The organism is Acrocarpospora sp. B8E8 (assembly GCF_039871605.1).
GTDB lineage: Bacteria > Actinomycetota > Actinomycetes > Streptosporangiales > Streptosporangiaceae > Acrocarpospora > Acrocarpospora macrocephala.
Genome location: NZ_JBDPLV010000008.1, coordinates 143,321 through 169,585, shown reverse-complemented (window position 1 = coordinate 169,585; position 26,265 = coordinate 143,321). Strand labels below are relative to the sequence as shown.

The following is a 26,265-nucleotide window of genomic DNA, read 5'->3' as shown; positions in this document are numbered from 1 at the left end:
CCTCGGGACGACCAAGTCATCATCAAATGGGCTTATTGGGACATATGACTGCCGGAGGGGCGCCAAACATCGCGTGGAGTGAGCCGGCCAGGTTCGTATGAATCGCCATAGACCGCGGCAGGTCGCACCCTCGCCACCGAGGCTGCAATGGCCCCAACCGAGCGCAGGCGGGCAGTACTGGAGGGCGATCGGCCAGCAAGCCCGGCAGCATGTGGGGTCGCAGTCCACACTGGGGTTGCATTGCCAATGAGTGGGAGGCCGAGAGCTAACCGAGCGTGCGGCGATCAGAACAGTGTGGGGTTCTCGGGTTCGATGCCGCGGAGGGCTGCGTAGTCGAGGGTGACGCAGTCGATGCCGCGGTCGGTGGCCAGGACGCGGGCCTGGGGTTTGATTTCCTGGGCGGCGAAGATGCCGCGGACCGGGGCCAGTAATGGGTCGCGGTTGAGGAGTTCCAGGTAGCGGGTGAGTTGTTCGACGCCGTCTATTTCGCCGCGGCGTTTGATTTCGATGGCGACGGCGGCGCCGGTGTGGTCGCGGCAGAGGATGTCGACCGGGCCGATGGCGGTCATGTACTCGCGGCGGACCAGGGTCCAGCCGGCGCCCAGGGTGGTGATGTGCTCGGCGAGTAATTCCTGCAGGTGGGCTTCGACGCCGTCTTTCTGGAGGCCGGGGTCGACGCCGAGTTCGTGGCTGGAGTCGTGCAGAATCTCGTCGATGGTGAGGATGAGTTTCTCGCCGGTCTTGCCCTGGGTGACCGTCCACTGGCCCTCTTCCTCGCGGACCTTGCAGGGCGGGTTCATCCAGTTCAGGGGCTTGAAGGCGCGGTCGTCGCAGTGGATCGACACGGAGCCGTCCGCCTTCATGAGGATCAGCCGGGGCGCCATCGGGAGATGGGCCGTCAGTCTTCCCGCGTAATCCACGCTGCATCGCGCGATGACCAGCCGCATGACCCGCAACCCTACCCGCGCGCGTGGCCGTACCAGGACACTCTGGGAGACTACTGAGGAGTAACCGAGGAGGGCGCGCGGTGGAGACTGTCGGGGTTGTCGGGCTGGGGATCATGGGCGCGGGGATCGCGGAAGTGTTCGCCCGGGCGGGGTTGCGGGTTATCGGTGTGGATATCGACGAGGGTGCGGTGAGCCGAGGGCGCGGGCATCTTGAATCGTCCACAGGAAAGGCGGTCGAGCGGGGGCGGCTCGGCGCTGAGGAGCGGGCGGCCATTCTGGGGCGGATCACGCTCACCGATAAGAGGGACGAGCTGGCGGACGCGGATCTGGTGATCGAGGCGGTTCCTGAGGTGATGGAGCTGAAGCGGGCGCTGTTCGCGGATCTGGATCGCATCTGCAAGCCGTCGGCCGTGCTGGCGACCAACACCTCGTCTCTGTCCGTGACGACGATCGCGGCGAACACCTCCCGGCCTGGGCGCGTCGTCGGGATGCACTTCTTCAATCCCGCGCCGGTCATGAAGCTGGTCGAAGTGGTCACTACTGTGCTGACCGAGGACGGGCTGGGCGGAGAGATCGCCGAGCTGGCCACCCGGCTGGGGAAGACACCGATCGTCGTCGGGGATCGGGCCGGGTTCGTGGCCAACCGGCTGCTGCTCGGTTATCTCAACCAGGCCTGCCGGATGCTGGAGGAGGGTGTCGCGTCCCGGGACGGCATCGACACCGCGATGCGGGTGGGCGCGGGGCTGCCGATGGGGCCGTTCCAGCTGCTCGACCTCATCGGTCTGGACACCTCGTACGAGATCTGCGAGGTGCTCTTCTACGAGACCAAGGATCGCCGCCACGCACCGTCCCCGCTCTTGCGGGAACTGGTCACCGCTGGAATGCACGGCCGCAAATCCGGTCAGGGCTTCCATCCCCGTACGGCCAAGCCGACCGCTCCTCCGTCCTCCGGGCCGAAAGTGACCGTGACCACGATCGGGGTCGTCGGTGACGGGGTGGACGCGGAGCTGCTCCGGGAGCGGCTGGACACGGCGGGCTTCAAGACCCTCGACGGGCACCGGGACGCCGACATAGTGCTCGCGGTGACCGCCCCGCCGGTGGTGGATGTCGCAGTACGGCTGCCGAATCCGGAACGTGTGGTGGGCATTCACCTGGTGGGAGCGGAGGTGGCCGAGGTGGTCCACACGGTGCTGACCGCGCCGGAGATCGCCACGGTCGCGCAGGATCTGGCCCGGGTGATGGGGCGAACCCCGGTGGCGTGCGCGGATCGGGCGGGGCTCGTGGTGAACGCGCTGCTCTTCCCGTACCTGAACGACGCCGTTCGGATGGTCGAGTCGGGTTACGCGTCCTTCGCGGACGTGGACACTGCGATGAAGCTGGGCTGTGGCTATCCGCAGGGGCCGTTCGAGATGCTCGAGGCGTTCGGGCTGGAGACCGTACGGGATGGGTTGCGTGCGCTTTATGCCGAATACCGGGAGCCGTCGTTCGCGCCCGCGCCACTGCTGGAGCGGCTGGTCGCGGCGGGGATGAAAGACGTTAAAGGGTGAAAAAAGGGAATACGCTCGATGATGTGGAGGAGACATGAGCCCGCGCCGGGCCAAACGGCGGGATCAGGATCTCGGATTCGCCGGGCGGTTCGGCATCGGCGAGGTCGAGGAGTGGCCGGACGGTGAGTGGCAGGTGCGGCGGATCGTCGGCGGCGCGGCCGATAAGGTCTACCGGTGCCCGGGCTGCGATCAGGAGATCCGGGTAGGTATGGCGCATCTGGTCAGCTGGCCCAACTGGTCCGGCGGCGAGGGCGAGCGGCGGCACTGGCACACGGCCTGCTGGCGAAACCGGATCAAACGAGGACCGGGCCGCAGCAGGTACTGAAAGGAACTCATGGAGATCAGGGCGTCCACGGTGCTTCCGGCGAAACGGGAGAACATCGAGCTGCAGACGGGCGACGGCCTGACTCTGGTGGGCGAGCTGGCGCTCCCCCACAACGACCCGGTCGCCACGCTGGTCTGCCTGCATCCGCTGCCCACGCACGGCGGCATGATGGACAGTCACGTCATGCGCAAGGCCTCCTACCGCCTGCCCGCGCTGGCCGACCTGGCCGTGCTCCGCTTCAACACCCGGGGCACGACCTCGGAGCGCGGCACCTCCGACGGCGTGTTCGAGGACGGCGTCGGCGAGCGCCTGGACGTGGCCGCCGCCCTGGAATATGCCGAATTTCATGATCTGCCGCATCCGTGGCTGCTGGGCTGGTCGTTCGGGACCGAACTGGCGCTCAGATGGGGCCGCGACCCCCTCGTCGAAGGCGCGATCCTGCTCTCTCCCCCGCTGAAGCGCGCCACCGACGAGGACCTGGACGCCTGGGCCACCTTCGGCCGCCCGCTGACCGCGCTGGTCCCCGAATTCGACGACTACCTGCGGCCGGATGAGGCCATCAAACGTTTCGCCCGGGTTCCCCAGGCCGAGGTTGTCGGCGTTGAGGGCGCGAAGCACCTGTGGGTCGGCGAGCCGTATGTCCGCATTGTGCTCACCGAGATCGTCAAGCGCGTCAATCCCGAAGCCCTTCCCCTTCCCACAGAGGTATAAATGACGGCATTTGATCTTTCCGGGCAAAAGGCGTTCGTCACCGGAGCCTCGCGCGGCATCGGGCGGGCCATCGCGCTCGCGTACGCGGAGGCGGGGGCCGACGTGGCGCTCGTCTCGCGCTCCGCGGAGACGCTCAGCGAGGTCGCCAAGGAGGTCGAGGCGTTCGGACGCCAGGCCGCGGTCATCCCGTGCGACGTCATGGACCGGGATTCCATCCCCGCCGCCGTACAAGCGGGCATCGACGCGCTCGGCCACCTCGACATCGTGGTCAACAACGCCGGGGGATCCAACTTCCTGGTCGAGTTCAAGGATCTGCGGCTGTCCGGCTGGGACAAGCTCATGCGGCTCAACCTCGACTCCGCCATGGCGGTCAGCCACGCGGTCGCCGGGCACCTGCTGGAGCGCGGCAGCGGCACGCTCATCAACGTCGCCTCGGTCGCCGCCAAGGGCGCGCCCTTCCTCGCCGCGTACGCCGCCGCCAAGGCCGGCGTGGTCGCGCTGACCAAGTCACTCGCCCTGGAATGGGCGTCTCGTGGCGTACGGGTGAACTGCCTGTGTCCCGGCTGGACGGCCACCGACCTCAACCGCACCCTCTGGCAGAACCCGAACGACACCACGACGGCGTCGGTTCCGATGGGCCGCTGGGGCACCCCCGAAGAGATCGCCGCCCCGGCGGTGTTCCTGGCGAGCCCCGCCGCCGTGTACATGACCGGCCAGGTCCTCTACGTGGACGGCGGCCTCACGACCACGGCTTAGGTGTCCTCCGGAAGGAGGACAATCGGGTCGGTCGGCCGATGGTGCCGCGGGAGGCGTACAGACCCGACGCTGGAGCCATGACAACAGCGATACATGTACGGGGGCTCACCAAACGCTACGGCGACGTGCAAGCCGTCGGAGGGCTGGACCTGGAGATCAAGAAGGGCGAGGTCTTCGCCATCCTCGGGCCGAACGGGGCCGGCAAGTCGACCACCGTCGAGATCTTGGAGGGCTACCGCAAGCGGGACTCGGGCGAGGTCCGCGTGCTCGGGATCGATCCGCAGAAGCCGACCCGGGAGTGGCGGGCCAAGCTCGGCATCGTCCTGCAGACCGCCAACGACGCGGCCGAGCTGACGGTACGCGAGACGATCCGCCACTTCGCGGCCTACTACCCGATGGCGCGCGACCCGGAGGAGGTCATCGCCAAGGTCGGGCTGACCGAGAAGGCCGACGTCCGGATCAGGAAGCTCTCCGGCGGCCAGCGGCGCCGGGTGGACGTGGCGCTCGGCGTGATCGGCAACCCGGAGCTGCTCTTCCTGGACGAGCCGACGACCGGCTTCGACCCGGAGGCGCGCCGCCAGTTCTGGGACCTGATCAAGGGCCTGGCCGCCGAGGGCACCACGATCGTGCTCACCACCCACTACCTGGACGAGGCCGAGGCGCTGGCCAAGCGGGTGGCCGTGATCGCGCGGGGGCGGATCGTGGCCGCGGGCGACCCGGCCACGCTCGGCGGCCGGGCCACCGCGAAGGCCAAGGTGACCTGGGCCGACGGACTGGTCGAGACCGACACGCCGACCCGGACGGTGCTGGAGCTGTCCCGCCGCTACGACGGCGAGGTCCCCGGCCTGGCCATCACCCGCCCCACCCTTGAGGACATCTACCTGACGCTGATCGAGGCCCCCGAATGACGACGACCGCCGCCGAGAAGGCGACCCACACCGCTCCCCTGCCCTCCGCGCTCGCCCTCGGCTTATCCCGGGCGGCGGTGGAGACTCGGATGTTCTTCCGCGAGAAGGACGCCGTCATCTTCACGTTCTCGTTCCCGATCATCCTGCTGGTGCTGTTCGGATCGATCTTCTCCGACCAGTTCAAAGGCACCGGCATCACCGTCTCCCAGGTCTACACGGCCGGTCTGATCGGCGCGGGCGTGATGGGCGCGGCCTTCCAGAACCTCGGCATCGGCATCGCCATCGACCGGGAGGACGGCACCCTCAAACGCCTGGCGGGCACGCCCATTCCGCGCAGCGCGTACTTCGTCGGCAAGATGCTCAGCTCGCTGGTGATCGCCCTGCTGGAAGTGCTGATCCTGCTGGCCATCGGCGTCTTCATGTACGAGCTGGAGCTCCCCACCGAAGTCTCCGCCTGGGTCACCCTGACCTGGGTGCTCGTGCTCGGCCTGGCCGGGGCGGCGCTGCTCGGCATCGCGGCCAGCAGCATCCCCCGCTCGGCCAAGAGCGCGGCGGCCGTGATCTCGATGCCGTTCGTGGTGCTGCAGTTCATCTCCGGCGTCTACATCCCGTTCACCGAGCTGCCACCGTGGCTGATCAACATCTCCTCGGTGTTCCCGCTCAAGTGGATGTGCCAGGGCCTGCGCTCGGTCTTCCTGGGCGAGGAGGGCGCGCGGCTGGAGCTGACCGGTTCGTACGAGCTAGGCAGGGTTGCCCTGGTTCTGGGAGCCTGGGTCATCGGAGGCTTGGTGCTGTGCCTGATGACGTTCAGATGGAAGGGCCGCAGGGACGGATGACCGCCTTCCGCGGCCGGAACCAGCTCCCCCGGGTCGCGCCTGCCGAGGGCAACGCGTGGGATTCCTTCCAGGGCTGGGAGATCCTGTTCACGCTGGGCTGGACGGTCTCCATGATCTTCGTCCTGCTGGCCGACGACTCCCCGGCCGCCGCCCGGGCGGCCACGATCGGGCTGATGTTGCTGTGCGCGGCCGGGTACCTGCTCCTCGGCCGCCCGGCGATCATGGAAGACGAGGACAACAGCCGCCGCGCGGTCGGCTACGTGGTGCTGATCTCGGTCGCCTTCCTGCCCGCCTCGCTGCTGGTCTCCGAAGCCACCTTCGGCCTGTTCGCGCTCTGCCCGCAGATCTTCATGCTGCTCAGCGGCTGGCGTGCGGTGTGCGCGGTGCTCTTCCTCAATGTGTCCCCGGCCGCGCGGTTCCTCACTCTGCCCGGGACCGACCCCGGCGACCTGGTGCTCTTCTTCGGGGTGACGCTGATCACGGTCACCTTCGCGCTGGTCTTCGGGCCGTGGATCGCCGCGATCATCCACCAGAGCCAGGACCGCGCCAACCTCATCGCCGAGCTGGAGGCCAGCCGCGCCGAGGTGGCCCGGCTGTCGGCCGAGAGCGGCGCGCTGGCCGAGCGGGAACGGCTGGCCGGGGAGATCCACGACACCCTGGCGCAGGGGTTCACCAGCATCATCATGCTCATCCAGGCCGCCCAGTCGCGGCCGGATCCGGCCCGGCACCTGGAGCTGGCCGTACAGACCGCGCGGGAGAACCTGGCCGAGGCGCGCGGGCTGATCGCGGCGCTCGCCCCCGCACAGCTGGACGGCTCCACCCTGGACGACGCGCTGCGCCGCCTGACCGAACGGCTCGGCGAGGAGACCGGCCTCACCGTCGCCTGCACGGTGGAGGGCGAGTCCCGCCCGCTCCCGCCCAGCACCGAGGTGGTCCTGCTCAGAACCGCCCAGGAGGGCCTGGCCAACGTGCGCAGGCACGCGGCCGCCTCCGCCGCCCGCCTCTCCCTGCGGTACGCCCCTGACCAGGTGGCCCTCACGATCGAGGACGACGGCACCGGCTTCGATCCCGCCGCCTCCACCGGGTACGGCTTGCGCGGCATGCGCACCCGGATCGAGCAGCAGGGCGGCACCCTCACCGTGACCAGCGCCCCCGGCGCGGGCACCAGCCTGCGCATCACCCACCCAGGGAAGATCTGATGATTCGCGTGATGATCGTGGACGATCACCCGGTGGTCCGGGAGGGTTTGCGTGGCATGCTCGATTCCGAGGTGTCGGTGATCGGGGAGGCGGGGTCCGGTGACGAGGCCGTGGTCCGCGCCCGCGATCTGCGGCCCGATGTGATCCTGATGGATCTGCGCATGCCTGGCGGGGACGGCGTCGGCGCGATCACCCGCATCCTCGCCGACCGCCCGGAGTCGCGGGTGATCGTGCTGACCACCTACGAGAGCGACCAGGACATCGTTCGCGCCGTGGAAGCGGGCGCCGCCGGCTACCTCCTCAAGGACACCTCTCGCGCCGACCTCCTCAACGCCATCGCCGCCGCCGCCCGCGGCGAAACCGTCCTGTCCCCGTCGGTCGCCACCAAGCTGGTGACCCGCCTGCGCGCGCCAGTGGCGGACTCGTTGTCCCCTCGCGAAACCGAAGTCCTCTCCCTGGTGGCCAGGGGCCTGACCAACGCCGAGATCGGCCGCGAGCTGTTCATCAGCGAGACCACGGTCAAGACGCACCTGCTCCGCGTCTTCGGCAAACTCGGCGTCTCGGACCGCACCGCCGCCGTCACCACGGCGCTGGGGCGAGGCCTGTTGTGAGTTCGGTCAGACGGCCGGGGGGTGCCCAAGACCGTCGGCGCGGCGGTTTCAGCCCTGCCAGAATCGGCCAACCCGGGCCTCCCCGTTGAGGTTCGCTGGAACGATCGTAGAAGGCTTTGAATGGTCGCCTTGCACCGAGGCGACAGAGGGCATTTCGCGCACGAAATACGCCCGCTGCACGCCCTTGCCGTCACCGGTTCGGCCGATGGTCGGTGCTGTTGTAAGTGCGGGATTACGCGCGTTATCGTGCCCGCAGGAGGAATACCGACATGTCGCTCACTGAGCTGGAAACCTTCGAGTCGTTCGATCCGGTGAACGGCGAGGTGCTCGCCTCGTATCCGCGGCACGACGCGGCGGCCGTACACGCCGCTGTAGAGCGCGCTACGGAGGCGGCGCGGTGGTGGGCAGAGTTGGGTTTCCAGGAACGGAAGCGGCGGCTGCTGGACTACAAGGCCGTCCTGACGCGGAATCTGCCGCGGGTGGTCGCCATGGTGTCCCAGGAGACCGGCAAGCCGGAGGGCGACGCCATCCTGGAGACGGCGCTGGCGATCACGCATCTGGACTGGGCCGCCAGGAAGGCCGCCAAGGTGCTCGGGCGGCGGCGGGTGGCGAGCGGGCTGGTGGCGATGAACATGGCCGCCACGCTGGAGTATCTGCCGCTGGGCGTGATCGGGGTGATCGGGCCGTGGAACTACCCGGTGTTCACGCCGATGGGCTCGATCGGGTACGCGCTGGCGGCCGGGAACGCCGTGATGTTCAAGCCCAGCGAATACACCCCCGGCGTCGGCGTGCTGCTGGCCGAACTGTTCGCCGAGGCGGTGCCGGAGCAGCCGGTGTTCCAGGTCGTGACCGGGCTAGGCGAGACCGGCGCGGCGCTGGCGACGGATCCGGGGGTCAAGAAGATCGCGTTCACCGGGTCAGCGGCGACCGCGCGCAAGGTGATGGCGGCCTGCGCGCAGAACCTCACCCCGATGGTGGCCGAGTGCGGTGGCAAGGACGCGTTCATCGTGGACGCGGGCGCGGACCTGGGCGCCGCCGCCGACGCCGCCCTCTGGGGGGCGATGTCCAACTCCGGGCAGACCTGCGTGGGCGTGGAGCGGGTGTACGCGGTGGACTCGGTGTACGACGAGTTCCTGCGCGAGCTCACCGAACGGGCACAACGGGTGAAAGCCGGAGAGCACTACGGGCCGATCACCATGCCCGGGCAGCTGGACATCATCCGGCGGCACATCGACGACGCCACCGGAAGCGGGAAGGCGGTCGTGGGCGGCCCCGAGTCGGTACGGGCGCCGTTCGTGGACCCGGTGATCGTGACGGACGTGCCGGAGGACTCGCGCGCGGTCCGGGAGGAGACGTTCGGCCCCACGGTAACCGTCAAACGGGTCGCCGACGTGGCGGAGGCGCTGGAGAAGGCCAACGCCTCCGCGTACGGGCTGGCGGGGACGATCTTCTCCGGGGACCGGAAGCGCGCGCTGGAACTGGCGCGGCGGATGCTCACCGGAATGACCGCCATCAACTCGATCATCTCGTTCGCCGGGGTGCCCGCGTTGCCGTTCGGCGGGGTGGGCGAGTCGGGGTTCGGGCGGATCCACGGCGCGGACGGCTTGCGCGAGTTCACCAGGCCGAAAGCGGTGTCGCGGCAGCGCTTCGCCATGCCCGGCATGAACCTGACCTCGTTCGCGCGAACACCAGCCGAACTTGACCGGCTTGTCAAGCTCGTGACCTTACTTCATGGTCGTAGAAGAGGCTAATTTCCCGATACTTCCACAAAAAAGATCTTGCGTCCATAATGGTGGCTTCTGGGGGGCCATGACGGCGTGAGGTGAAAATTTTGGCGGGACGGGACTATCGGGGGATGACGGCTGAGGAACGGTTGGCCGATCGGCGAGAACGGCTGATCCTGGCTGCGTACGCACTGTTCGCGAGTCCAGGGTTTCACGCGACGACGATCGAGCGGCTCTGCGCGACCGCGCGGATCTCCAACCGGGCCTTCTATGAGTGCTTCTCGGGGAGGGAGGCACTCATGCGCGCGGTCTACGACCGCTGCGTGGAGGAGACGCTGCAATCGATCACCAAGGCGATCGATCAGGCACCGCCTAATTTGGACGCCCGAATAGTGGCGGGGATCACGGAGTATGTCAGATTTGTGACCGCAGACGAGCGGCGTGCGCGGATCATGCACCTGGAGGTGCGCCGGGCCGGTGACGTGTTGAGCGGCGCCCGCCAGCGCGCGGTCATGGAGTTCACCAAGATCATCGAAACCTCGGTGGGCGATCTGCCCGTGCAGTTACCCTCCGAGCTGCACCTGCTGGCCATAGCCTTGATCGGTGCGATCACCGAGCTCCTGATCGAGTGGGTGGTGTCGGAGGATCCGCCGTCCACCGAGGTGATCATCAAGTCCGCTGTGCACGTGTTCCGCCGGTCCTTCACGCGCTAAGTTCTTGGCCCGCCTTCGGAAGAAGGCGGGCCGCTATATATGCAGGCCCGAAACCTAGGCCCGGGCTCAGATCCCGCAAGGACGGCAACACACGCGAAAAGCGCGCAACTGCCTGATGGCATGCGTCCCTTCAGCGAAGCCTGCTATCACGCTCCGTAATCGCACAATGGCACACGAGAGGGCCGGGCCGGGCCCCTCCGCCAACGTGGCGCGCCAAGATCTCGCTAGATCCAGCCCATGTCCTGGGCGGCGCGGATGGCGGTGATGCGGTTGCCCGCGCCGAGTTTGGTGATGGCGTTGGAGAGATAGTTTCGGACCGTGCCCTCGGTGAGGTGCAGGGCGGTGGCGATCTCGCTGACGGCGGCGCCCCGGGCGGCCAGGGCGAGGGCGTCGCGCTCGCGGTCGGTCAGCGGGCTCTCGCCGGCCATCATGGCGGAGGCGGCCATCTCGGGGTCCAGGTAGCGGCCACCGGCGTGCACCCTGCGGATGGCGGCGGCGAGCTCGTCGGCGGAGGCGTCCTTGGGGATGAAGCCGCGCACCCCGGCGGCCAGGGCGCGGCGGAGGTAGCCGGGGCGGCCGAAGCTGGTGAGGATGAGCATGGCCTGGCCGGGGAGGGACTCGGCCACGGTGAGGCCATCCATGCCGGGCATTTCCACATCCAGGATGACGACGTCGGGGCGGTGCTCCGTGACGGCGGGCTTGACCTGGTCGCCGCGCCCGACCTGGGCGACGACCTCGATGTCGCCTTCCAGGCCGAGGAGGGTGGCGATGGCCTGCCGTACTAGATGTTCGTCGTCGGCGAGGAGCACGCGGATCATGCGGGGACCCTGGCCAGGATGGGGGCGACGGCGCGCAGGGTGAACTGGCCGGAGCCGTTTGGATGGGCGGTGAGGGTGCCGCCGACGGCGTCGAGGCGTTCGGTCAGGCCGGTCAGGCCGCTGCCCAGGTCCTCGACCGGTTTGCGGGTGACGCCGTCGTTGCGTACTTCGAGAACGGCTTCCTCGTCGTTGAACCGGACCGTGATGTCGCAGACCGAGGCGGTGCTGTGGCGGAGCACGTTGGTGACGGCCTCCCTGATCACCCAGGCGAAGACCGGGGCCACCTCGGCCGGCACATCCCGGTGCGGCAAGTGCAGGCGGCAGTCCACCCCGGCCGCCTCCAGGACGGCGCGCACGCTGCCCAGCTCGGCCACCAGGTCGAGTTCCCGATAGCCGCGCACGGCCTCGCGGAGCTCCCGCAGCGCCTTCCTGGCCAGGGCTCTGACCTCGGCCATCTCGGCCGCGGCCGCGTCGGGATCGGCCACCAGGCGAACCGCCAGCTCGCTCTTGACCGCGATCGCGGAGAGCTGGTGGCCGACCAGGTCGTGCAGGTCGCGGGCGAAGCGCAGGCGCTCCTCGGCGACGGCCAGGCGGGACTGGGCCTCCTTGCCGGCGTTCGCCTGCTCGGCGAGCTGCCAGATCCAGACCCAGAGCCGGTTGGCCCACGGCAGGGCCGCCGCCATCAACAGGTTGTACAACAGCACCCCGACGACGGCCCCGGCAGCCGAGCCCTCCTCCGGATCCTGGCCGCTGAGTATGCCCACGCTCACGATGAGCGAGGTCACCAGGGCGGTCCCCGCGCTGAGCAGGACCGCGTTCCGGCGGCTCAGCCCGACCGCCGCCACCGAGAGCCAGCCCAGCGGGACGAAGCCCCAGCCGGTCGGGCTCCCGCCGCCGAGAACGGCGAGAGCGAAGGCCAGGATCCCGGCCAGCACGATCTCGCGGGTCGGGTACGAGCGGTTCAGGAGCGCGCGGGTGATGCGCAGGAACAGCCAGCTGAACACCACCAGGCCGAGCAGCGCGGGGATCATCCGCGCCAGGGAGAGGGTCCCCAGTCCGACTCCGACCACGGTGGTGACCAGGACCACGAACCACACGACCGCGAGCGTCATGTTCAGCATCCACCGAACGATGCGCCGCGCCCGAGTGATTCCCTTATCTCCCATTGCAGGCATTTTACGGCTTGTTGCCCGTGACGACCTCGGCCAGCCGGACCCGGCCGCCGGTCCGCAGCACGGCCCGCTGGTAGATCCTGGCCCCCAGCGCCAGCATCCCGGCCACCGCCGCCACCATCAGCGCCCCGGAGAGGGCGACCTCCCAGAGCGGAACCTCGGCGGCGGCCGTACGCACCGGCATGACCATCGAGGAGAACGGCGGGATCAGCGAGAGCACGGACGCGATCGGCGCGGTCGGGTCGGCGGAGGCGTAGAAGGAGAGGCCGTAGCTGACCATGAGCAGCAGGGTCATCGGCTGGAGCACGTTGCCGACCTCCTCCTGCCGGGAGACCAGCGAGGCCAGCGCCCCGGCGAAAGCGGCGAAGAACGCATAACCCAGGATGAACCAGACAAGCGCGCCGATCACGATGCCGGTCATGCCGGGCGGGAAGTCGGCGGCCACGCCGGACACCAGCGCCCCGCCCAGACCGGCGACCACGATCGCGGCCATGTTGATCAGGCCGACCACGCCGAGCCCGAGGATCTTGCCGCCGAGCAGCTGCCAGGGCCGGATCGAGGTGAGCAGGATCTCCACGATCCGGCTGCCCTTCTCCTCGACCACGCCCATGGCCACCATCATCACCGAGCCGATGATCATGAAGAACAGCACCAGCACGAGCACCGTCGCGACCCCGCGGCGGGCGCCCTCGTAGCGGGTGTCCGCGCCGACCGACTCCATCGCGAGCGGCGTGATCGTCACCCCGGACGCCCCGATCTGTGCCTCCCGGTTGGCGCTCTGCAGCAGCAGCCCGAGCTCGTTGTCGATCTCCCCGTCGGTGAGCACCCGATTCCCCGCGACCAGGGCCGCGTCCAGGTCACCGTCCAGCACGGCGGCCTTGGCGGCCGCCTCGTCCGGGAACTGTCGCCACTCGACCTCTATATCCGGCGCGAAGGTGGTCAGCTGCAGCTCCGGCACCTGCGCCCGCCCCAGCGTGTACGAATCCGGCCCGCCCAGCAGCTTCGGCGCGAACGCGATACCCCCCACGATCAACACCGAGACGATCAGACCGATCACGAAAGCCTTGGTCCGCACCTGGGCCCGGATCTCCCGCCCAGCAACCAGAAAAAGGTGATTTTTCATGACACGGCCTCCTTGAAGATCTCGGTGATGCTGGGCCGCTCGGCCCCGAAGTGCTCAACCCGCCCCGCCTGTACGGCCGCGCGCAGGATCTTCTGATCGTCGCCCCCCGTCACGACCAGGGTCTCCCGATCCCCCGCCACGGTCAGCGTGCCGGGCAGGTCGTCGGCCCAGCCGGGCTTGGCGTCCCGCACCACGACCCGCAGCCGCTGCCCTTCGGCCGAACGCAGCCCGTCCACGGTCCCGCTGGCCACCATGCGCCCCGCCGAGATGATCCCGATCGAGTCACACAGCCGCTCGACCAGCTCCAGCTGGTGGCTGGAGAAGATCACCGGCACCCCGCCCCTGGCCCGCTCCTGCAGCACCTCGGCCAGCGCCTCCACCGCCAGCGGGTCGAGCCCGGAGAACGGCTCGTCCAGCACCAGCACCTCCGGGTCGTGCACCAGCGCCACGGCCAGCTGCACCCGCTGCTGGTTGCCCAGCGAGAGCGCCTCGACGGCGTCGCCGCGCCGCTCGGTCAGCCCCAGCCGCTCCAGCAGCTCCGCCGTCGCCTTCGCGGCCTCGGCCGGGGACAGCCCGTGCAGCCGCCCGAAGTAGTCGACCTGCTCGCCGACCTTCATCTTCTGGTAGAGCCCGCGCTCCTCCGGCATGTAGCCGAACCGCCGCCGCTCGGCGAACCCGAGGGTGCGGCCCTGCCAGGACACCTGACCGGCGTCCGGGCTGAGCACCCCCATCACGATCCGCATGGTGGTCGTCTTCCCGGCGCCGTTCGCCCCGACGAACCCGAACATCTCCCCGGGCCGTACGGCGAAGCTCACCCCGTCGAGAGCGACCTTGTCCTGAAAGGTCTTGCGCAATCCAGTGATGTCCAACATGTCATCGATCATTTCTTGGTTGGGTTCTTGTGCGGTAGACGCGGATATCAAGGCGTTGAGATGGCTTTCACCCGTCCGCGAGGTGACAGATGTCATCTCGTACGCTGAGCGGCATGACACGTGGGGACAACGACCAGCCGGTAGTGCTTTCCAAGATCTACACGCGGACCGGGGACGACGGCACGACCGGGCTCGGGGACATGAGCCGGACCAGGAAGACCGATCCGCGCCTGGCCGCGTACGCGGACGTGGAGGAGGCGAACGCGGCCGTCGGGATGGCCCTGGCCACCGGCGGGCTGCCGGTCGAGATCGCCGAGACGCTCACGCTCATCCAGAACGAGCTGTTCGACGTGGGCGCCGACCTCTGCACCCCAGTCACGAAAAATCCGGAATTTCCGCCGTTGCGGGTGACGCAGGCGTACATCGACCGGCTGGAGGCGCAGTGCGACCGGTTCAACGCCGACCTCAAGCCACTGCGCAGCTTCATCCTCCCCGGCGGCGACCAGGCCACCGCGCAGCTGCACGTCGCCCGCACGGTCGTCCGACGCGCCGAACGCACCACCTGGTCGGCCCTGGAGGCCCACGACGACGTGAACCCGCTGACCGCGACCTACCTCAACCGGCTCAGCGACCTGATGTTCATCCTCTGCCGGGTCTCCTCGGCGGGCGCCGAAATCCTCTGGAAGCCGGGCGCGACCCGCTTGGCCGCGCCTGCGTCTGGACTGAGGAACGCAGGTCGCGAAGCGGCCGGAGAGACGAGGGAAGACGCAGGCTGAAGGCGGCCAAGCCCGCCGTGCCGGAGGCGCGGCCATAAACACTGAGGATCGGCCATAAACACAGCTAGGCGGGATCGAGGTGGGCGCTCGGGGGTGCCGACTCCAGCCAAGCGAGGAAGCCGGTCAGCGCGTCCTCGCTCATGGCCAGCGCGATCGGACCCGCCTCCACCATCCAGTAGCCCTCCGGGCCCTCGCCCTCGTCCAGCGGGCGGCGCCGGGAAACGATGAGGCCGCGCCTCGCGATCGCGTGGCGCGGCCTCAGTCGCAGTCCTAGAAAGGGCACCCAGTGGAGCTCTCCGCCGGCATACCGGGCAACTCCCGATTGCCAGCCCCGCTCCCCTGTCCGTACGCTGCAGGCGACCGTGCCCCGGCGTACGTGCAGGGCCACGGCCCTGATACAGAACAGGGCGGCGAGCACCGCGATCCCCGCGATAATCTCCATCGCCGCCCCTCCTGAACCTGTTGGCTATACGTCTTCCCCGGCCGCGCGCAGCCGGGCCCGGTTGCGCTGGGCCTCGACCCGGGCGTCCGCGTCGTCCTGGTTCGCCTCGATGGACGCCTGCGCCCGCTCCAGCGCGTCCTTCGCCTTCGCCACGTCGACCTCGGAGCCGAGCTCCGCCGCCTCCGCGAGAATCGACACGTCGTTGTCGGCGACCGAGATGAACCCGCCGTGCACCGCGGCCACCAGGTCACTCTGGGAGTCGCGCTTGACGCGCAGCACGCCGCCCTCGACCAGGACGCCGAGAACAGGGGCGTGACTCGGCATAATACCGATCTCGCCGTCCACGGTCTTGGCAATCACCATGTCGGCCTCGCCGGACCAGATCTCACGCTCCGGCGAGACCACGCCTACTCGAAGCTTTGCCACCACATACCTCCCGACTGCGTTGATGGCCGATCCTTCGGATCGGCGGGCTTGGCCGCCTTCAGCCTGTGTCTTCCCTCGTCACTCCGGCCGCTTCGCGACCTGCGTTCCTCAGTCCAGACACAGGCGCGGCCAAGCCGCCGATTCACGATTAGCGAGCCAGTTCCTTGGCCTTGGCGATGGCCTGCTCGATGCCGCCGACCATGAAGAACGCCTGCTCGGGCAGGTGGTCGTACTCACCCGCGCAGAGGCCCTTGAAGGAGGCGATGGTCTCGTCCAGCGACACGAACTCGCCCGGCTGCCCGGTGAACGCCTCGGCGGCGTACATCGGGTGGGAGAGGAAACGCTCGATCCGGCGCGCCCGCTGGACGGTGACCTTGTCGTCCTCGGAGAGCTCGTCGATGCCCAGGATGGCGATGATGTCCTGCAGTTCCTTGTACTTCTGCAGGATGCGCTTGGTCTCCTGGGCGACGCCGTAGTGCTCCTCGCCGATGACCTGGGGGTCCAGGATCCGGGAGGAGGAGTCCAGCGGGTCCACCGCCGGGTAGATGCCCTTCTCCGAGATCGGCCGGGAGAGCACCGTCTGCGCGTCCAGGTGCGCGAACGCGTTGTGCGGCGCCGGGTCGGTGATGTCGTCGGCCGGCACGTAGATCGCCTGCATGGAGGTGATCGAGTGACCGCGGGTGGAGGTGATGCGCTCCTGCAGCACGCCCATCTCGTCGGCCAGCGTCGGCTGGTAACCCACCGCGGACGGCATGCGCCCGAGCAGCGTCGACACCTCCGAACCCGCCTGGGTGAACCGGAAGATGTTGTCGATGAACAGCAGCACGTCCTGCTTCTGCACGTCGCGGAAGTACTCCGCCATGGTGAGCGCGGAGAGCGCGACGCGAAGCCGGGTGCCCGGCGGCTCGTCCATCTGGCCGAAGACGAGCGCGGTGTCCTTGAGAACCCCGGCTTCCTCCATCTCCAGCCAGAGGTCGTTGCCCTCACGGGTGCGCTCGCCGACGCCCGCGAAGCACGAGGTGCCGGAGAACTTCAGCGCGACCCGGCGGATCATCTCCTGGATCAGCACGGTCTTGCCCACGCCCGCGCCGCCGAACAGGCCGATCTTCCCGCCCTTCACGTACGGCGTGAGCAGGTCGATGACCTTGATGCCGGTGGGCAGCATCTCGGTCCGCGACTCCAGCTGGTCGAACGCCGGGGACGGGCGGTGGATCCCCCAGGTCTCGGTGATCTTCAGGGAGGCGGTGGGCACGTCCAGGGACTCGCCCAGGGCGTTCCACACGTGCCCCTTGACCACGTCGCCGACCGGCACCGAGATCGGCTTACCCGAGTCGGACACCGCCGCGCCGCGGACCAGGCCGTCGGTGGGCTGCATGGAGATCGCCCGGACCAGGTTGTCGCCCAAGTGCTGGGCCACCTCCAGGGTCAGGGTCTTGGTCACGTCCTGGCCCTCGGTGTTGAGGGTGACGTCGACGTTCAGGGCGTTGTAGATGTCCGGCATCGCCTCGACGGGGAACTCCACGTCGACGACGGGACCGGTGACACGGGCGACGCGGCCCACGCCGGTCTCAACAGTCTGTGCGGTCATTTCACTCTTTCCCCGCGGCGGCGTCGGCCAGCGCGTTCGCGCCACCGACGATCTCGCTGATTTCCTGGGTGATCTCGGCCTGGCGAGCCTGGTTCATCTGCATGGTGAACACGCGGATGAGCTCGTTGGCGTTGTCGGTCGCCGACTTCATCGCGCGCCGCCTGGCGGCCTCCTCCGAGGCCGCCGACTGGAGCAGCGCGGTGAAGATGCGCGACTCGATGTAGCGCGGCAGGAGCGAGTCCAGCACGGCGCTCGCGGTCGGCTCGAACTCGAAGTACGGCAGCGGCACCGGCGGCGGCTCGGTCGTCTCCTCGACCACCAGCGGCAGGATCCGCTTGACCACGACCTCCTGCGTCAGCATCGACACGAACTCGGTCGAGACGATGTGGATCTCGTCGATCCCGTCCTCGGCCGTGAAAGCCTCGATCAGCGTGTCCGCGATGGCCTTGGCGTCGGCGTAGGCCGGCCGCCGGGAGAACCCGGTCCACTGCCCGCCCATCTCCCGATGCCGGAAGGTGTGCCAGGTGACACCCTTCCGGCCGGTCACGAACGGCGTCGGCTCGATGCCCTTGCCGCGCAGCAACCCGGCCAGCGCCTCGGCCTCACGCAGGATGTTGGCGTTGAAGCCGCCGCAGAACCCGCTGTCGCTGGTGACGATGAGCACCCCGGCACGCCGCGGCTGCTGTCTCGCCACCGTCAGCGGGTGGCTGACGGTGCTGGTGTTGCTGACGACCGCGGAGACGGCGCGGGTGATCTCCCGCTCGTACGGCACCGCCGCCTGCATCCGCAGCTGCGCCTTCACGATGCGCGAGGAGGCGATGAGCTCCTGCGCGCGGGTGATCTTCGCGGTGGACTTGACCGACTTGATCCGCCGCCGCAGCAGTCTGAGCTGGGCGCCCATCGGTCAGCGCTCCTCGGTCTTGCGTACGTGCTTGACGATCTTCTCCTGGCCGACCTCGCTGTCCTCCAGCGGGGCCACCGGCTCGTCCTTGACCAGCTGCTCGCCGGAGGAGGTGATGAAGCTCTTCTTGAACTCGGTGATCGCGCTCTTCAGCGTGGTCAGCGCGTCGTCGCCGAGGTCCTTGGACTCCCGGATGCCGTCGAAGACGCCCTTGTGGCCGCTCGACAGGTATTCCAGGAACGACGCCTCGAACCGGCGGATGTCCTCCAGCGGGACGTCGTCGAGCTCGCCGGTGGTGCCGGCCCAGACCGAGACGACCTGCTTCTCGACCGGGAACGGCGAGTACTGCGACTGCTTGAGCAGCTCCACCAGGCGGGAGCCGCGCTCCAGCTGGGCCCGCGAGGTCGCGTCCAGGTCGGACGCGAAGGACGCGAACGCCTCCAGGTCACGGAACTGGGAGAGCGAGAGGCGGAGCGTGCCCGCCACCTTCTTCATGGCCTTGATCTGGGCCGAGCCGCCGACTCGGGAGACCGAGACACCGACGTTGATGGCCGGGCGCACGCCCGAGTTGAACAGGTCGGTCTCCAGGAAGCACTGACCGTCGGTGATGGAGATGACGTTGGTCGGGATGAACGCCGACACGTCGTTGCCCTTGGTCTCGATGATCGGCAGGCCGGTCATCGAGCCGGAGCCCATGTCCTCCGACAGCTTCGCGCAGCGCTCCAGGAGCCGCGAGTGCAAGTAGAACACGTCGCCGGGGAACGCCTCGCGGCCCGGCGGGCGGCGCAGCAGCAGCGAGACCGCGCGGTAGGCGTCGGCCTGCTTGGTCAGGTCATCGAAGATGATCAGCACGTGCTTGCCCTGGTACATCCAGTGCTGCCCGATGGCGGAACCGGTGTAAGGGGCGAGGTACTTGAATCCCGCAGGGTCGGACGCCGGAGCGGCCACGATGGTCGTGTACTCCAGCGCGCCCGCCTCCTCCAGGCGGCCCTTGACCTGCGCGATCGTCGAACCCTTCTGGCCGACGGCGACGTAGACGCAGCGCACCTGCTTCGCCGGGTCGCCGGACAGCCAGTTGTCCTTCTGGTTGAGGATCGTGTCCACCGCGATGGCCGTCTTGCCGGTGCCACGGTCGCCGATGATCAGCTGGCGCTGGCCGCGGCCGATCGGCGTCATGGCGTCGATCGCCTTGAGGCCGGTCTGCAGCGGCTCCTTCACCGGCTGCCGCTGGACCACCGAAGGCGCCTGGGTCTCCAGGGCACGACGGCCCTCGGCCTCGATCGCGCCCTTGCCGTCCAGCGGGTTGCCCAGCGGGTCGACCACACGACCGAGGAAGTTGTCGCCGATCGGCACGGACAGGACGTTGCCCGTCCGCCGCACCTGCTGGCCCTCCTCGATCTTGCTGAAGTCGCCCAGGACGACCACACCGATCTCCCGGACGTCCAGGTTCAGCGCCAGGCCACGCGTGCCGTCCTCGAACTCCAGCAGCTCGTTCGCCATCGTCGAGGGTAGGCCGGAGACATGGGCGATGCCGTCGCCGCAGTCCACGACGGTCCCGATCTCCTCGCGCGCCGCGCCTTCCGGCTCGTACGCCTGGACGAAGCGCTCAAGCGCGTCCCGAATCTCGTCCGGCCGGATCGTCAGCTCCGCCATCTCTTCCTGTCTCCCTATTTCGCCTAGCCGGCCAACCGGCGGCGGACTTCTTCAATTCGTCCAGCGATGGTGGTATCGATGATCTCGTCCCCGATTTTGATCGAGAACCCACCGAGCACCTTGGGGTCCACCTCCACGTTCAGGTGGACGTCACGGCCGTAGGTCGCCCGCAGCCAGGCGGCGAGCCGCTCCTTCTGCTGATCCGAGAGCGGTACGGCACTGCTGACCACGGCCACCAGGCGCTGCCGCTGCAACGCGACCAGCCGGCCGTACTCGTCCAGGCCCGACTCCAGGCTACGCCCGCGCGGGTGCACCGCGAGATGCGTGAGCAGGCGAAGCGTGGCCGGGGCGACCTTGCCGTCGAGCAGTTCGGCGAGCAGCCGCTCCTTGCCGGGCTTGGCCGGGTCGGCGAGCACGCGCCGCAGCTCCGGGTTGGCGGCCAGGATCCGGCCGAACCGGAACAGCTCGTCCTCGACGTCGTCCAGCTGCTCGCGGCTTTCCGCCTCGGTCGCGGCGGCGATCACGCCGAGCCGCTCGACGGCGTCGGCCAGGTCACCCGACGACGACCACTTGGACTCGACCACGGCCACCGTGGCCTCCAGCGCGGCCGTGCTCACCTTGCCGTCCAGCAGGGCGCGGATCGCGCCCGCCTTCGCGGGCGCCGGCCGGGACGGGTCGGAGAGCGTGCGGCGCAGACCGTGCTCGCGGTCGAACAGGTCGGCCACCGCGAAGAGCTCGTCGGCCAGCTCGCCCAGGTCGGCCGAACCGGCGACGCTGTTGAACCGCTCCTCGACCTCGGCCAGGGACGTCCTGCTCAGACCGCGCATTACCGAACCGCCGCGTTGGTGTTCTCGAGCTCCTCGAGGAACCGGTCGACGATGCGGCGCTGGCGGGCCTCGTCCTCCAGCGACTCGCCGACGATGCGTCCGGCCAGGTCGGTGGAGAGACGGCCGATCTCGGCGCGCAGCTGGGTGAGGGCCTGCTGCTTGTCCGCCTCGATCTGGGCGTGCGCGGCCGCGATGATGCGCTGCGCCTCGACCCTGGCCTCCTCCTGGAGTTCGGCCTTGATCTGGGCGCCCTGCTCGCGGGCCTCGTCCCGAAGCCGGGCGGCCTCCTGGCGGGCCTCCTGGAGCCGGTCGTGGTACTGCTTGAGCACCGACTGGGCCTCGGCCTGCGCGTCCTCGGCCTTCTTGATCCCGCCCTCGATCGCCTCGGTCCGGTCAGCCAGAGCCTTCTGGATGCGCGGGGTGAGGATACGACCGACGACGATCACGACGACCGCGAACGAGAAGACGCCGACGACCAGTTCGTACGTGTGCGGGAGTAGGGGGTTGGTGCCCTCCGCGGCCAGGAGCGTAGCTGCCAATTTCATGGGTGCAGCCTTCCGTCAATAAGTCGTTCGTTACTGACCGAACATGAACGGCGCGACCAGGCCGATCAGGGCGAGGGCCTCGGTAAGCACGAAGCCGAGCAGCATGTTCTGGCGGATCAGGCCGTACGCCTCGGGCTGGCGCGCGATGGCCTGGACACCCTGACCGAAGATGATGCCGACGCCGATGCCGGGGCCGATGGCGGCGAGGCCGTAACCGATGGAACCGAGGGAGCCGGTGACCTCAGCGAGGACGCTCATTTTCTCTTCCTTTACTGGGTGGGCCGATGGGAAGGAATCCCCACCGGTCTGGGCAAACTTGGTGTTGCTGAAGCTTTTAGTGGTCGGCGTGCAGCGAGTTGCCGATGTACATGGCGGCCAGCATCGCGAACAGGAACGCCTGCAGGAACTGGATGAACATCTCAAACCCGGTCATCGCGATCGTCATGACGACGCCGACGACCCCGAGGCCCGCGCCCAGCGGGGTGAGCTTCTCGAACACGAACCAGAACCCGACCAGGCTGAAGAAGGCCAGGATGATGTGGCCCGCGAACATGTTCGCGAACAGTCGGACCGCGTGCGTGAAGGGCGCGATGATCAGGTTCGACAGGAACTCGATGGGGGCCAGCAGGAAGTAGATCGGCTTGGGCAGGCCCGGGGGGAACATCATGTTCTTGAAGTAGCCGATCGGCCCCTGGTGCTTGATGCCCAGGTAAATCTTGAGCACGTAGATGGTGGCGGCCAGCACGATGGGGAAGGCGATGTGCGAGGCGACCGGGAACTGCAGGAGGGGGATCACGCCCATCAGGTTCCAGATCCACACCAGGAAGAAGATGCTGAGCAGCAGGCCCATCCACCGGTCGGCGTCCTTGCCCAGGAAGGGCCGGGCGACCTGGTCGCGGACGAACATGTAGCCCATCTCGCCCACGTTCTGGATGCCGCGCGGCACCAGCTTGGGTTTGGCGAAGGCGGACCAGCAGAAGACCACCACGATCAGCGTGCTGAGGATGGCGAGCAGGACCGGCTTGGTGAGCCAGGTGACTCCGGCGATCAGCGGCGGAGCGTCGAAGAGCTCCAGGCCCGGAGGGGTGAACACATCCTCGGAAGCCCCGGAAGCCCCGGAAGCGAGGACCGTCAGCGTATTCACGCGGCGTTCCCTTCAGCGTGATAGTGGATCGTCAAAGAGGCTTCGTCGGCCGGACGGCCGGGGGCTAGCTGCCGTATTTCCGGTAGACCAGGTAGACGGCGAGGGCTACGCCGAGGATCAGACCGATGGGCGTGAACGCGACCACACCGGTCCAACGGCTCAGCAACCAGCCTGCCCCGCCATACAAGATCATCCCGCTGAGCAGATAGCTGGGGACCGACCAGGCGGCGCTGGCGAAGTCGCGGCCGTCGTCCTCGGGCCGAAGTTTCCTGTCGCTCATCGCGGGGCCGACGATAGCAGTCTAGGGGGTGACTAGTCATATCGGGCTGCTCACGCGCCATCGGAACCCGGGACTTTGGTATCGGGGTCTGCATAGAGCAGCTTCAACTTCATGAATCCGCGCATCTCACCCACCGTCCAGGCCACGGTGCCGACGATGGCCGCCCAGCCGAAGGCGCGCGGCTCGAAAACCGTGGCCGTTTCGAAGGTCTTCAGCAGGACCATCAGGACGATGACCTTGACCAGGTAACTGAGCACGGCCGCGGTCATCATCATCATCGGCGAGATCCGGCTCGCGTAGGCGACCACGACCAGGCCGACGGTAAAGAAGACGACGACCACCACCAGGCCGATCACGGCGCCGAGCGCGCCGGGGAATCCCGCCAGGACGGCCGCCATGGCGATGACGACCAGTCCCACCAGCACTGTAGGCACGGCGGCGCCCTTGAGTACGCGCACGTCGTTGGCCTGCATCACGACTCCCAAAGCCTGTTGTCAACAACCGAGCGTTTGCTTCCCCTTACTTAGGGGACCCTGCTAGTGAAAGCTATCACAAGCTCTGCGGGGAACGCCTTTACCTGCTTTTTCAGGGCATTTCACCCGGTTGTTGCCGTGGCTCTGGGGGTGGCGGTGGCGGCAGCCGTACCCGACTGGGTGTCGGAGGAGTCGGCCGGCGGGGGCATTCTATTGGCGGCGTGCGCGCCGCCGCGCCCGTTCCTGCCGGTGGTCCGCCAGCGCTGGCGGGACAGCAGCACCAGGATGGCGAGGGCGACCGCGATGATCGGCGGGAACACCGCGACGGGGACGCCCTCGACCGAGAGCGCGACCAGGGCGAACGCGAACAGGAACGTCCAGGCGTACATGATCAGGACGCTGCGGCGGTGGGAGTGGCCGATGTCCAGGAGGCGGTGGTGCAGGTGGCCGCGGTCGGGGGCGAACGGGGACAGGCCCGCCGAGGTGCGCCGGACCACCGCCATGATCAGGTCGGCCAGCGGGAGCACCATGACGGCGACCGGGAGCAGCACCGGCAGCAGCAGCGGGAACCGGTTGACCTGCAGCGCCGCGCTCGGCACCGAGGAGATGATGGTGACCAGCGAGGTGGCCAGGATCAGGCCGATCAGCATGGCGCCGGTGTCGCCCATGAAGATCTTGGCCGGGTTGAAGTTGTGCGGCAGGAAGCCCAGGCACATGCCGATCAGGAGCGAGGCCACCACGGCGGTCAGGTTGATACGGGTGGCCTGCAGGTTCTGCGACAGGACCATCGAGTAGACCAGGGTGGCCAGCGCGGCGATGCCGACGATGCCGGCCGCCAGGCCGTCCAGGCCGTCCACGAAGTTCACCGCGTTGATGGTGACGACCACGATCATGATGGTGATGACGACCTGGAGGTTGGTGTCCAGGCTCAGCTCGCCGCCCATGTTGGAGGGCAGCGGCAGGTAGCGCAGGGTCACCCCGTAGTAGACCAGCAGGCCGCCGGCGGCGATCTGGCCGCCCAGCTTGACCAGCGCGTCCATGCCGAGCCAGTCGTCCAGGAAGCCGGTCACCACGATCAGGCCGCCCGCCGAGAGCAGCGCCATCGCGGTCTGGCCGGACTGCTGGTCCAGCGCGCCACCCACCCAGGGCAGGTTGGTCGCCACTAACAGGCCCGCGGCCATGCCGCCGAACATGGCGAGACCGCCCAGGCGTGGGGTCGGCACCTTGTGCACATCGCGTTCCCTGACCTCGGGCGCCGCGCCGATGCGCAGCGCGAAGGCCCGGACCGGAGGCACCAGCAGATAGGTGACAACGGCGGTGACGAGGGCAACAAGGAAGTATTCCCGCACGGACTTAGTTTCCCGGATTGAAGGACCAGTTGTGACGGTAAATCGGCACAGAATCCGACGAACATTCGCTCGGGTGGGCGATCTGGACGACGGCCGGCGCGTCTACCGGTCTCCCGACGCTAGCGCACCCCCTTGGGGCACTTGAACCTTGCCGTTCACTGAGTTTCAGTGTTTCTCAGTGATCCGTCCATTGCTGGGCGGAGGTCCCCGTCTGACCCGGGCGGTGCCCGGTGCGGGGTAGACGTTTCCCAGCCACCGGCCCCGGCAGGCGGGGTCTTACGGTCGGCTCCACGTCCGTTTGGCGTCTCCGGGCCACTCCCGGCGACGGTCTGCTTCACCAGGGAAGCCAGATTGAGCGCGGCGTTGAGGTCGCGATCGACGATCAGGCCGCAGGCGGTGCAGGTGTAGGTGCGTTCGGAGAGGGCGAGTTTGGCTTTCACCGCGCCGCATCCGGAACAGGTTTTGCTGGAGGCGAACCAGCGGCCGGCCACCACCAGTCGGCCGCCCTTCCATTCGGTCTTGTAGGCGAGCTGGCGGCGGATCTCGCCGAACCCGGCGTCGGAGATCGCGCGGGCCAGCCGCCGGTTCTTCACCATCCCGGCGATGTGGAGATCTTCGACCACCAGCGTGCCGTACTCCCCCGCCAGCGTCGTGGTGAGCTTGTGGACGGCATCGCGGCGCAGCGCGGCCACCCGGTGATGGACCCGGGTCCGGGCGGCATTGGCCCTTTGCCACCGGCCGGACGGCTGCTGCCCGCTGCGCCGGTCCGGGCCCTGCTTGCGGGAGACCGCGCGGGACAGGCGGCGCAGTTTTCGGGAGGCGGCGGCCAGGTGCCGCGGGTTGGCGGTGGGCGGGCGGCGTCGGAGTAGACGGCCAGGGTTCTGATCCCGAGGTCCACCCCGACCACCGCCTCTGGTCGCGCGGGGGTCGCCTCGGCGCGGTCGATCTGCACGGAGAACGAGACGAGCCAGCGCCCGGCTTCGAGGCGGACTGTGGCCGAGCGGATCTGTGCGGTGCCCGCCTCGATCCGGCGGGCCAGCTTACGCGTGGACTCGTGCGTTTTGACGCGGCCCAGCACCGGCAGTACTACATGAGTGCGGCCGTGCAGGCGGATCGCCCCGGTGGTGAACCGCACCGACATGGCCTTCCGGCGTTTGGACCGGAATCGGGGGAAGCCCACCTTGGGGCCCTTGCGGGTGCCATGCCTGGACTCGCTCCAGTTCGTCAGCGCGGTGGCGAGGCGGTCCAGGCCGCAGGCGTAGGCCTCTTTGGAGTTCTCCGCCCACCACGGCGCCACCTCCTGTTTGGCCCCATTCCACGACTTGCGCAGCGAGTACATCGACCACGACAACGGCGGCGTCAACTGAGGGTCGAGGATGCCGTAGGAACGTTCGGCCTCCCGCTGGGCCAGATTGGCCTTCACCCGCGCCAGACCCCAGTTGAACGCGAGGCGGGCGGCGCCGCAGTGGGAACGGAGCATGCGTTCCTGGCGTGGGGTGGGGTCCAGGGCGTATCGGTAGGCGTGGACGACTTGCATCAATCCTCCCCGGCCATGGCAAACCTATGCATACCCATGGTGAACGAGTGACTACAGTTTAC

At 68.5% G+C, this 26,265-nt stretch carries 29 protein-coding genes and 1 pseudogene; 11 read left to right on the top strand and 19 right to left on the bottom strand.

All coding sequences use genetic code 11. From position 1 onward, the window contains the following. Nucleotides 1-284: 284 nt before the first annotated feature. Nucleotides 285-947 carry an endonuclease NucS gene (gene nucS / locus ABGB08_RS10270; RefSeq protein ID WP_347588770.1) on the bottom strand — a complete coding sequence of 221 codons (663 nt, stop codon included), beginning with the start codon at nt 945-947 and terminating at the stop codon, nt 285-287. Nucleotides 948-1,027: 80 nt separating this feature from the next. Here nucS and ABGB08_RS10265 point away from each other — a divergent pair, with 80 nt between their 5' ends. The 10 genes from ABGB08_RS10265 (at nt 1,028) to ABGB08_RS10220 (ending at nt 10,277) form a co-directional block, all read left to right on the top strand. Continuing rightward, the gene (locus ABGB08_RS10265) at nt 1,028-2,494 is read left to right on the top strand and encodes a 3-hydroxyacyl-CoA dehydrogenase NAD-binding domain-containing protein (RefSeq protein WP_347588768.1); all 1,467 of its coding nucleotides are present in this window, start codon (nt 1,028-1,030) and stop codon (nt 2,492-2,494) included. 34 nt (nt 2,495-2,528) lie between these two features. Continuing rightward, nucleotides 2,529-2,819: an ATP/GTP-binding protein gene (locus ABGB08_RS10260; protein WP_347588766.1), complete on the top strand. Its 291-nt coding sequence runs from the start codon at nt 2,529-2,531 to the stop codon at nt 2,817-2,819. A 9-nt stretch (nt 2,820-2,828) separates the two neighbouring features. Then, nucleotides 2,829-3,530, top strand: a complete 702-nt coding sequence (locus tag ABGB08_RS10255; protein WP_347588764.1) for an alpha/beta hydrolase — start codon at nt 2,829-2,831, stop codon at nt 3,528-3,530. After that, a complete protein-coding gene (locus tag ABGB08_RS10250) occupies nt 3,531-4,286 on the top strand; it encodes an SDR family NAD(P)-dependent oxidoreductase (protein WP_347588762.1) in 756 nt (251 codons plus the stop codon). 77 nt (nt 4,287-4,363) lie between these two features. Continuing rightward, nucleotides 4,364-5,194, top strand: a complete 831-nt coding sequence (locus ABGB08_RS10245; RefSeq protein WP_347588760.1) for an ABC transporter ATP-binding protein — start codon at nt 4,364-4,366, stop codon at nt 5,192-5,194. Then, nucleotides 5,191-6,030, top strand: coding sequence for an ABC transporter permease (locus ABGB08_RS10240; protein WP_347588758.1), 840 nt, complete (start codon nt 5,191-5,193; stop codon nt 6,028-6,030). Before ABGB08_RS10245 ends, ABGB08_RS10240 begins: the two co-directional genes overlap by 4 nt. Continuing rightward, on the top strand, nt 5,988-7,229 hold the full coding sequence (locus ABGB08_RS10235; RefSeq protein ID WP_347588756.1) for a sensor histidine kinase: 1,242 nt from the start codon (nt 5,988-5,990) through the stop codon (nt 7,227-7,229). Before ABGB08_RS10240 ends, ABGB08_RS10235 begins: the two co-directional genes overlap by 43 nt. Then, on the top strand, nt 7,229-7,840 hold the full coding sequence (locus ABGB08_RS10230) for a response regulator transcription factor (protein ID WP_347588754.1): 612 nt from the start codon (nt 7,229-7,231) through the stop codon (nt 7,838-7,840). The genes ABGB08_RS10235 and ABGB08_RS10230 overlap by 1 nt, the downstream gene beginning before the upstream one ends. Nucleotides 7,841-8,109: 269 nt before the next feature. Then, nucleotides 8,110-9,591, top strand: coding sequence for an aldehyde dehydrogenase family protein (locus tag ABGB08_RS10225; protein WP_347588752.1), 1,482 nt, complete (start codon nt 8,110-8,112; stop codon nt 9,589-9,591). A gap of 104 nt (nt 9,592-9,695) precedes the next feature. Beyond that, nucleotides 9,696-10,277, top strand: a complete 582-nt coding sequence (locus ABGB08_RS10220; RefSeq protein WP_347588750.1) for a TetR/AcrR family transcriptional regulator — start codon at nt 9,696-9,698, stop codon at nt 10,275-10,277. A 224-nt stretch (nt 10,278-10,501) separates the two neighbouring features. Here ABGB08_RS10220 and ABGB08_RS10215 read toward each other — a convergent pair whose 3' ends face one another. Genes ABGB08_RS10215 through ABGB08_RS10200 form a run of 4 tightly spaced genes read right to left on the bottom strand, consistent with a single transcriptional unit; the run spans nt 10,502 to nt 14,262 of the window. Beyond that, nucleotides 10,502-11,095, bottom strand: coding sequence for a response regulator transcription factor (locus tag ABGB08_RS10215; protein ID WP_155355456.1), 594 nt, complete (start codon nt 11,093-11,095; stop codon nt 10,502-10,504). After that, the gene (locus ABGB08_RS10210; RefSeq protein ID WP_347588748.1) at nt 11,092-12,216 is read right to left on the bottom strand and encodes a histidine kinase; all 1,125 of its coding nucleotides are present in this window, start codon (nt 12,214-12,216) and stop codon (nt 11,092-11,094) included. Before ABGB08_RS10210 ends, ABGB08_RS10215 begins: the two co-directional genes overlap by 4 nt. Before the next feature lie 55 nt (nt 12,217-12,271). Continuing rightward, nucleotides 12,272-13,390 carry an ABC transporter permease gene (locus tag ABGB08_RS10205; RefSeq protein WP_347588746.1) on the bottom strand — a complete coding sequence of 373 codons (1,119 nt, stop codon included), beginning with the start codon at nt 13,388-13,390 and terminating at the stop codon, nt 12,272-12,274. Further along, on the bottom strand, nt 13,387-14,262 hold the full coding sequence (locus ABGB08_RS10200) for an ATP-binding cassette domain-containing protein (RefSeq protein WP_347588743.1): 876 nt from the start codon (nt 14,260-14,262) through the stop codon (nt 13,387-13,389). The genes ABGB08_RS10205 and ABGB08_RS10200 overlap by 4 nt, the downstream gene beginning before the upstream one ends. Nucleotides 14,263-14,375: 113 nt before the next feature. On the opposite strand from ABGB08_RS10200, the gene ABGB08_RS10195 reads away from it, so the two are divergent. Next, nucleotides 14,376-15,038 (top strand): cob(I)yrinic acid a,c-diamide adenosyltransferase, encoded by a 663-nt coding sequence (locus ABGB08_RS10195; RefSeq protein WP_347588741.1) that lies wholly within the window; start codon nt 14,376-14,378, stop codon nt 15,036-15,038. Between the two features lie 64 nt (nt 15,039-15,102). Here the strand turns inward: ABGB08_RS10195 and ABGB08_RS10190 are convergent, their stop codons facing one another. The 14 genes and pseudogenes from ABGB08_RS10190 to ABGB08_RS10125 all read right to left on the bottom strand — a co-directional run. Next, nucleotides 15,103-15,480 (bottom strand): DUF2550 domain-containing protein, encoded by a 378-nt coding sequence (locus ABGB08_RS10190; RefSeq protein ID WP_347588739.1) that lies wholly within the window; start codon nt 15,478-15,480, stop codon nt 15,103-15,105. A gap of 24 nt (nt 15,481-15,504) precedes the next feature. Then, on the bottom strand, nt 15,505-15,906 hold the full coding sequence (locus ABGB08_RS10185; protein WP_155347325.1) for a F0F1 ATP synthase subunit epsilon: 402 nt from the start codon (nt 15,904-15,906) through the stop codon (nt 15,505-15,507). Between the two features lie 148 nt (nt 15,907-16,054). Further along, a complete protein-coding gene (atpD, locus tag ABGB08_RS10180) occupies nt 16,055-17,494 on the bottom strand; it encodes a F0F1 ATP synthase subunit beta (RefSeq protein ID WP_155355462.1) in 1,440 nt (479 codons plus the stop codon). 1 nt (nt 17,495) lies between these two features. Continuing rightward, nucleotides 17,496-18,395, bottom strand: a complete 900-nt coding sequence (locus ABGB08_RS10175; protein WP_347588736.1) for a F0F1 ATP synthase subunit gamma — start codon at nt 18,393-18,395, stop codon at nt 17,496-17,498. A 3-nt stretch (nt 18,396-18,398) separates the two neighbouring features. Beyond that, nucleotides 18,399-20,048, bottom strand: a complete 1,650-nt coding sequence (atpA, locus tag ABGB08_RS10170; RefSeq protein WP_347588734.1) for a F0F1 ATP synthase subunit alpha — start codon at nt 20,046-20,048, stop codon at nt 18,399-18,401. A gap of 23 nt (nt 20,049-20,071) precedes the next feature. Then, nucleotides 20,072-20,875 carry a F0F1 ATP synthase subunit delta gene (locus ABGB08_RS10165; RefSeq protein ID WP_347588732.1) on the bottom strand — a complete coding sequence of 268 codons (804 nt, stop codon included), beginning with the start codon at nt 20,873-20,875 and terminating at the stop codon, nt 20,072-20,074. Next, entirely contained in the window at nt 20,875-21,420 is a 546-nt protein-coding gene (locus ABGB08_RS10160) for a F0F1 ATP synthase subunit B (RefSeq protein WP_347588730.1), read from the bottom strand. The genes ABGB08_RS10165 and ABGB08_RS10160 overlap by 1 nt, the downstream gene beginning before the upstream one ends. A gap of 30 nt (nt 21,421-21,450) precedes the next feature. Beyond that, nucleotides 21,451-21,678 carry an ATP synthase F0 subunit C gene (gene atpE, locus ABGB08_RS10155; RefSeq protein WP_155347320.1) on the bottom strand — a complete coding sequence of 76 codons (228 nt, stop codon included), beginning with the start codon at nt 21,676-21,678 and terminating at the stop codon, nt 21,451-21,453. 76 nt (nt 21,679-21,754) lie between these two features. Beyond that, on the bottom strand, nt 21,755-22,564 hold the full coding sequence (atpB, locus tag ABGB08_RS10150) for a F0F1 ATP synthase subunit A (protein ID WP_155347319.1): 810 nt from the start codon (nt 22,562-22,564) through the stop codon (nt 21,755-21,757). A gap of 64 nt (nt 22,565-22,628) precedes the next feature. Further along, entirely contained in the window at nt 22,629-22,844 is a 216-nt protein-coding gene (locus tag ABGB08_RS10145; protein ID WP_347588727.1) for an AtpZ/AtpI family protein, read from the bottom strand. Between the two features lie 50 nt (nt 22,845-22,894). After that, on the bottom strand, nt 22,895-23,317 hold the full coding sequence (locus tag ABGB08_RS10140) for a hypothetical protein (protein ID WP_347588725.1): 423 nt from the start codon (nt 23,315-23,317) through the stop codon (nt 22,895-22,897). A gap of 122 nt (nt 23,318-23,439) precedes the next feature. Then, nucleotides 23,440-24,666: an MraY family glycosyltransferase gene (locus tag ABGB08_RS10135; RefSeq protein ID WP_347588723.1), complete on the bottom strand. Its 1,227-nt coding sequence runs from the start codon at nt 24,664-24,666 to the stop codon at nt 23,440-23,442. A gap of 155 nt (nt 24,667-24,821) precedes the next feature. Then, nucleotides 24,822-25,466 (bottom strand): RNA-guided endonuclease TnpB family protein, encoded by a 645-nt coding sequence (locus ABGB08_RS10130; RefSeq protein WP_347588852.1) that lies wholly within the window; start codon nt 25,464-25,466, stop codon nt 24,822-24,824. A gap of 113 nt (nt 25,467-25,579) precedes the next feature. After that, nucleotides 25,580-26,146: pseudogene (locus ABGB08_RS10125) on the bottom strand (IS607 family element RNA-guided endonuclease TnpB); the annotation flags it as partial. Between the last annotated feature and the right edge of the window lie 119 nt (nt 26,147-26,265).

Coding starts and splice junctions, on each gene's coding strand:
- ABGB08_RS10200 (WP_347588743.1), bottom strand. CDS start 14,262: ATGTTGGACATCACTGGATTGCGCAAGACCTTTCAGGACAAGGTCGCT.
- ABGB08_RS10240 (WP_347588758.1), top strand. CDS start 5,191: ATGACGACGACCGCCGCCGAGAAGGCGACCCACACCGCTCCCCTGCCC.
- ABGB08_RS10215 (WP_155355456.1), bottom strand. CDS start 11,095: ATGATCCGCGTGCTCCTCGCCGACGACGAACATCTAGTACGGCAGGCC.
- ABGB08_RS10255 (WP_347588764.1), top strand. CDS start 2,829: ATGGAGATCAGGGCGTCCACGGTGCTTCCGGCGAAACGGGAGAACATC.
- nucS (WP_347588770.1), bottom strand. CDS start 947: ATGCGGCTGGTCATCGCGCGATGCAGCGTGGATTACGCGGGAAGACTG.
- ABGB08_RS10140 (WP_347588725.1), bottom strand. CDS start 23,317: ATGCAGGCCAACGACGTGCGCGTACTCAAGGGCGCCGCCGTGCCTACA.
- ABGB08_RS10160 (WP_347588730.1), bottom strand. CDS start 21,420: ATGAAATTGGCAGCTACGCTCCTGGCCGCGGAGGGCACCAACCCCCTA.
- atpD (WP_155355462.1), bottom strand. CDS start 17,494: ATGACCGCACAGACTGTTGAGACCGGCGTGGGCCGCGTCGCCCGTGTC.
- atpE (WP_155347320.1), bottom strand. CDS start 21,678: ATGAGCGTCCTCGCTGAGGTCACCGGCTCCCTCGGTTCCATCGGTTAC.
- ABGB08_RS10210 (WP_347588748.1), bottom strand. CDS start 12,216: ATGCTGAACATGACGCTCGCGGTCGTGTGGTTCGTGGTCCTGGTCACC.
- ABGB08_RS10225 (WP_347588752.1), top strand. CDS start 8,110: ATGTCGCTCACTGAGCTGGAAACCTTCGAGTCGTTCGATCCGGTGAAC.
- ABGB08_RS10165 (WP_347588732.1), bottom strand. CDS start 20,875: ATGCGCGGTCTGAGCAGGACGTCCCTGGCCGAGGTCGAGGAGCGGTTC.
- ABGB08_RS10205 (WP_347588746.1), bottom strand. CDS start 13,390: ATGAAAAATCACCTTTTTCTGGTTGCTGGGCGGGAGATCCGGGCCCAG.
- ABGB08_RS10220 (WP_347588750.1), top strand. CDS start 9,696: ATGACGGCTGAGGAACGGTTGGCCGATCGGCGAGAACGGCTGATCCTG.
- ABGB08_RS10145 (WP_347588727.1), bottom strand. CDS start 22,844: ATGAGCGACAGGAAACTTCGGCCCGAGGACGACGGCCGCGACTTCGCC.
- ABGB08_RS10260 (WP_347588766.1), top strand. CDS start 2,529: ATGAGCCCGCGCCGGGCCAAACGGCGGGATCAGGATCTCGGATTCGCC.
- ABGB08_RS10230 (WP_347588754.1), top strand. CDS start 7,229: ATGATTCGCGTGATGATCGTGGACGATCACCCGGTGGTCCGGGAGGGT.
- atpA (WP_347588734.1), bottom strand. CDS start 20,048: ATGGCGGAGCTGACGATCCGGCCGGACGAGATTCGGGACGCGCTTGAG.
- ABGB08_RS10250 (WP_347588762.1), top strand. CDS start 3,531: ATGACGGCATTTGATCTTTCCGGGCAAAAGGCGTTCGTCACCGGAGCC.
- ABGB08_RS10175 (WP_347588736.1), bottom strand. CDS start 18,395: ATGGGCGCCCAGCTCAGACTGCTGCGGCGGCGGATCAAGTCGGTCAAG.
- ABGB08_RS10190 (WP_347588739.1), bottom strand. CDS start 15,480: ATGGAGATTATCGCGGGGATCGCGGTGCTCGCCGCCCTGTTCTGTATC.
- ABGB08_RS10195 (WP_347588741.1), top strand. CDS start 14,376: ATGACACGTGGGGACAACGACCAGCCGGTAGTGCTTTCCAAGATCTAC.
- ABGB08_RS10245 (WP_347588760.1), top strand. CDS start 4,364: ATGACAACAGCGATACATGTACGGGGGCTCACCAAACGCTACGGCGAC.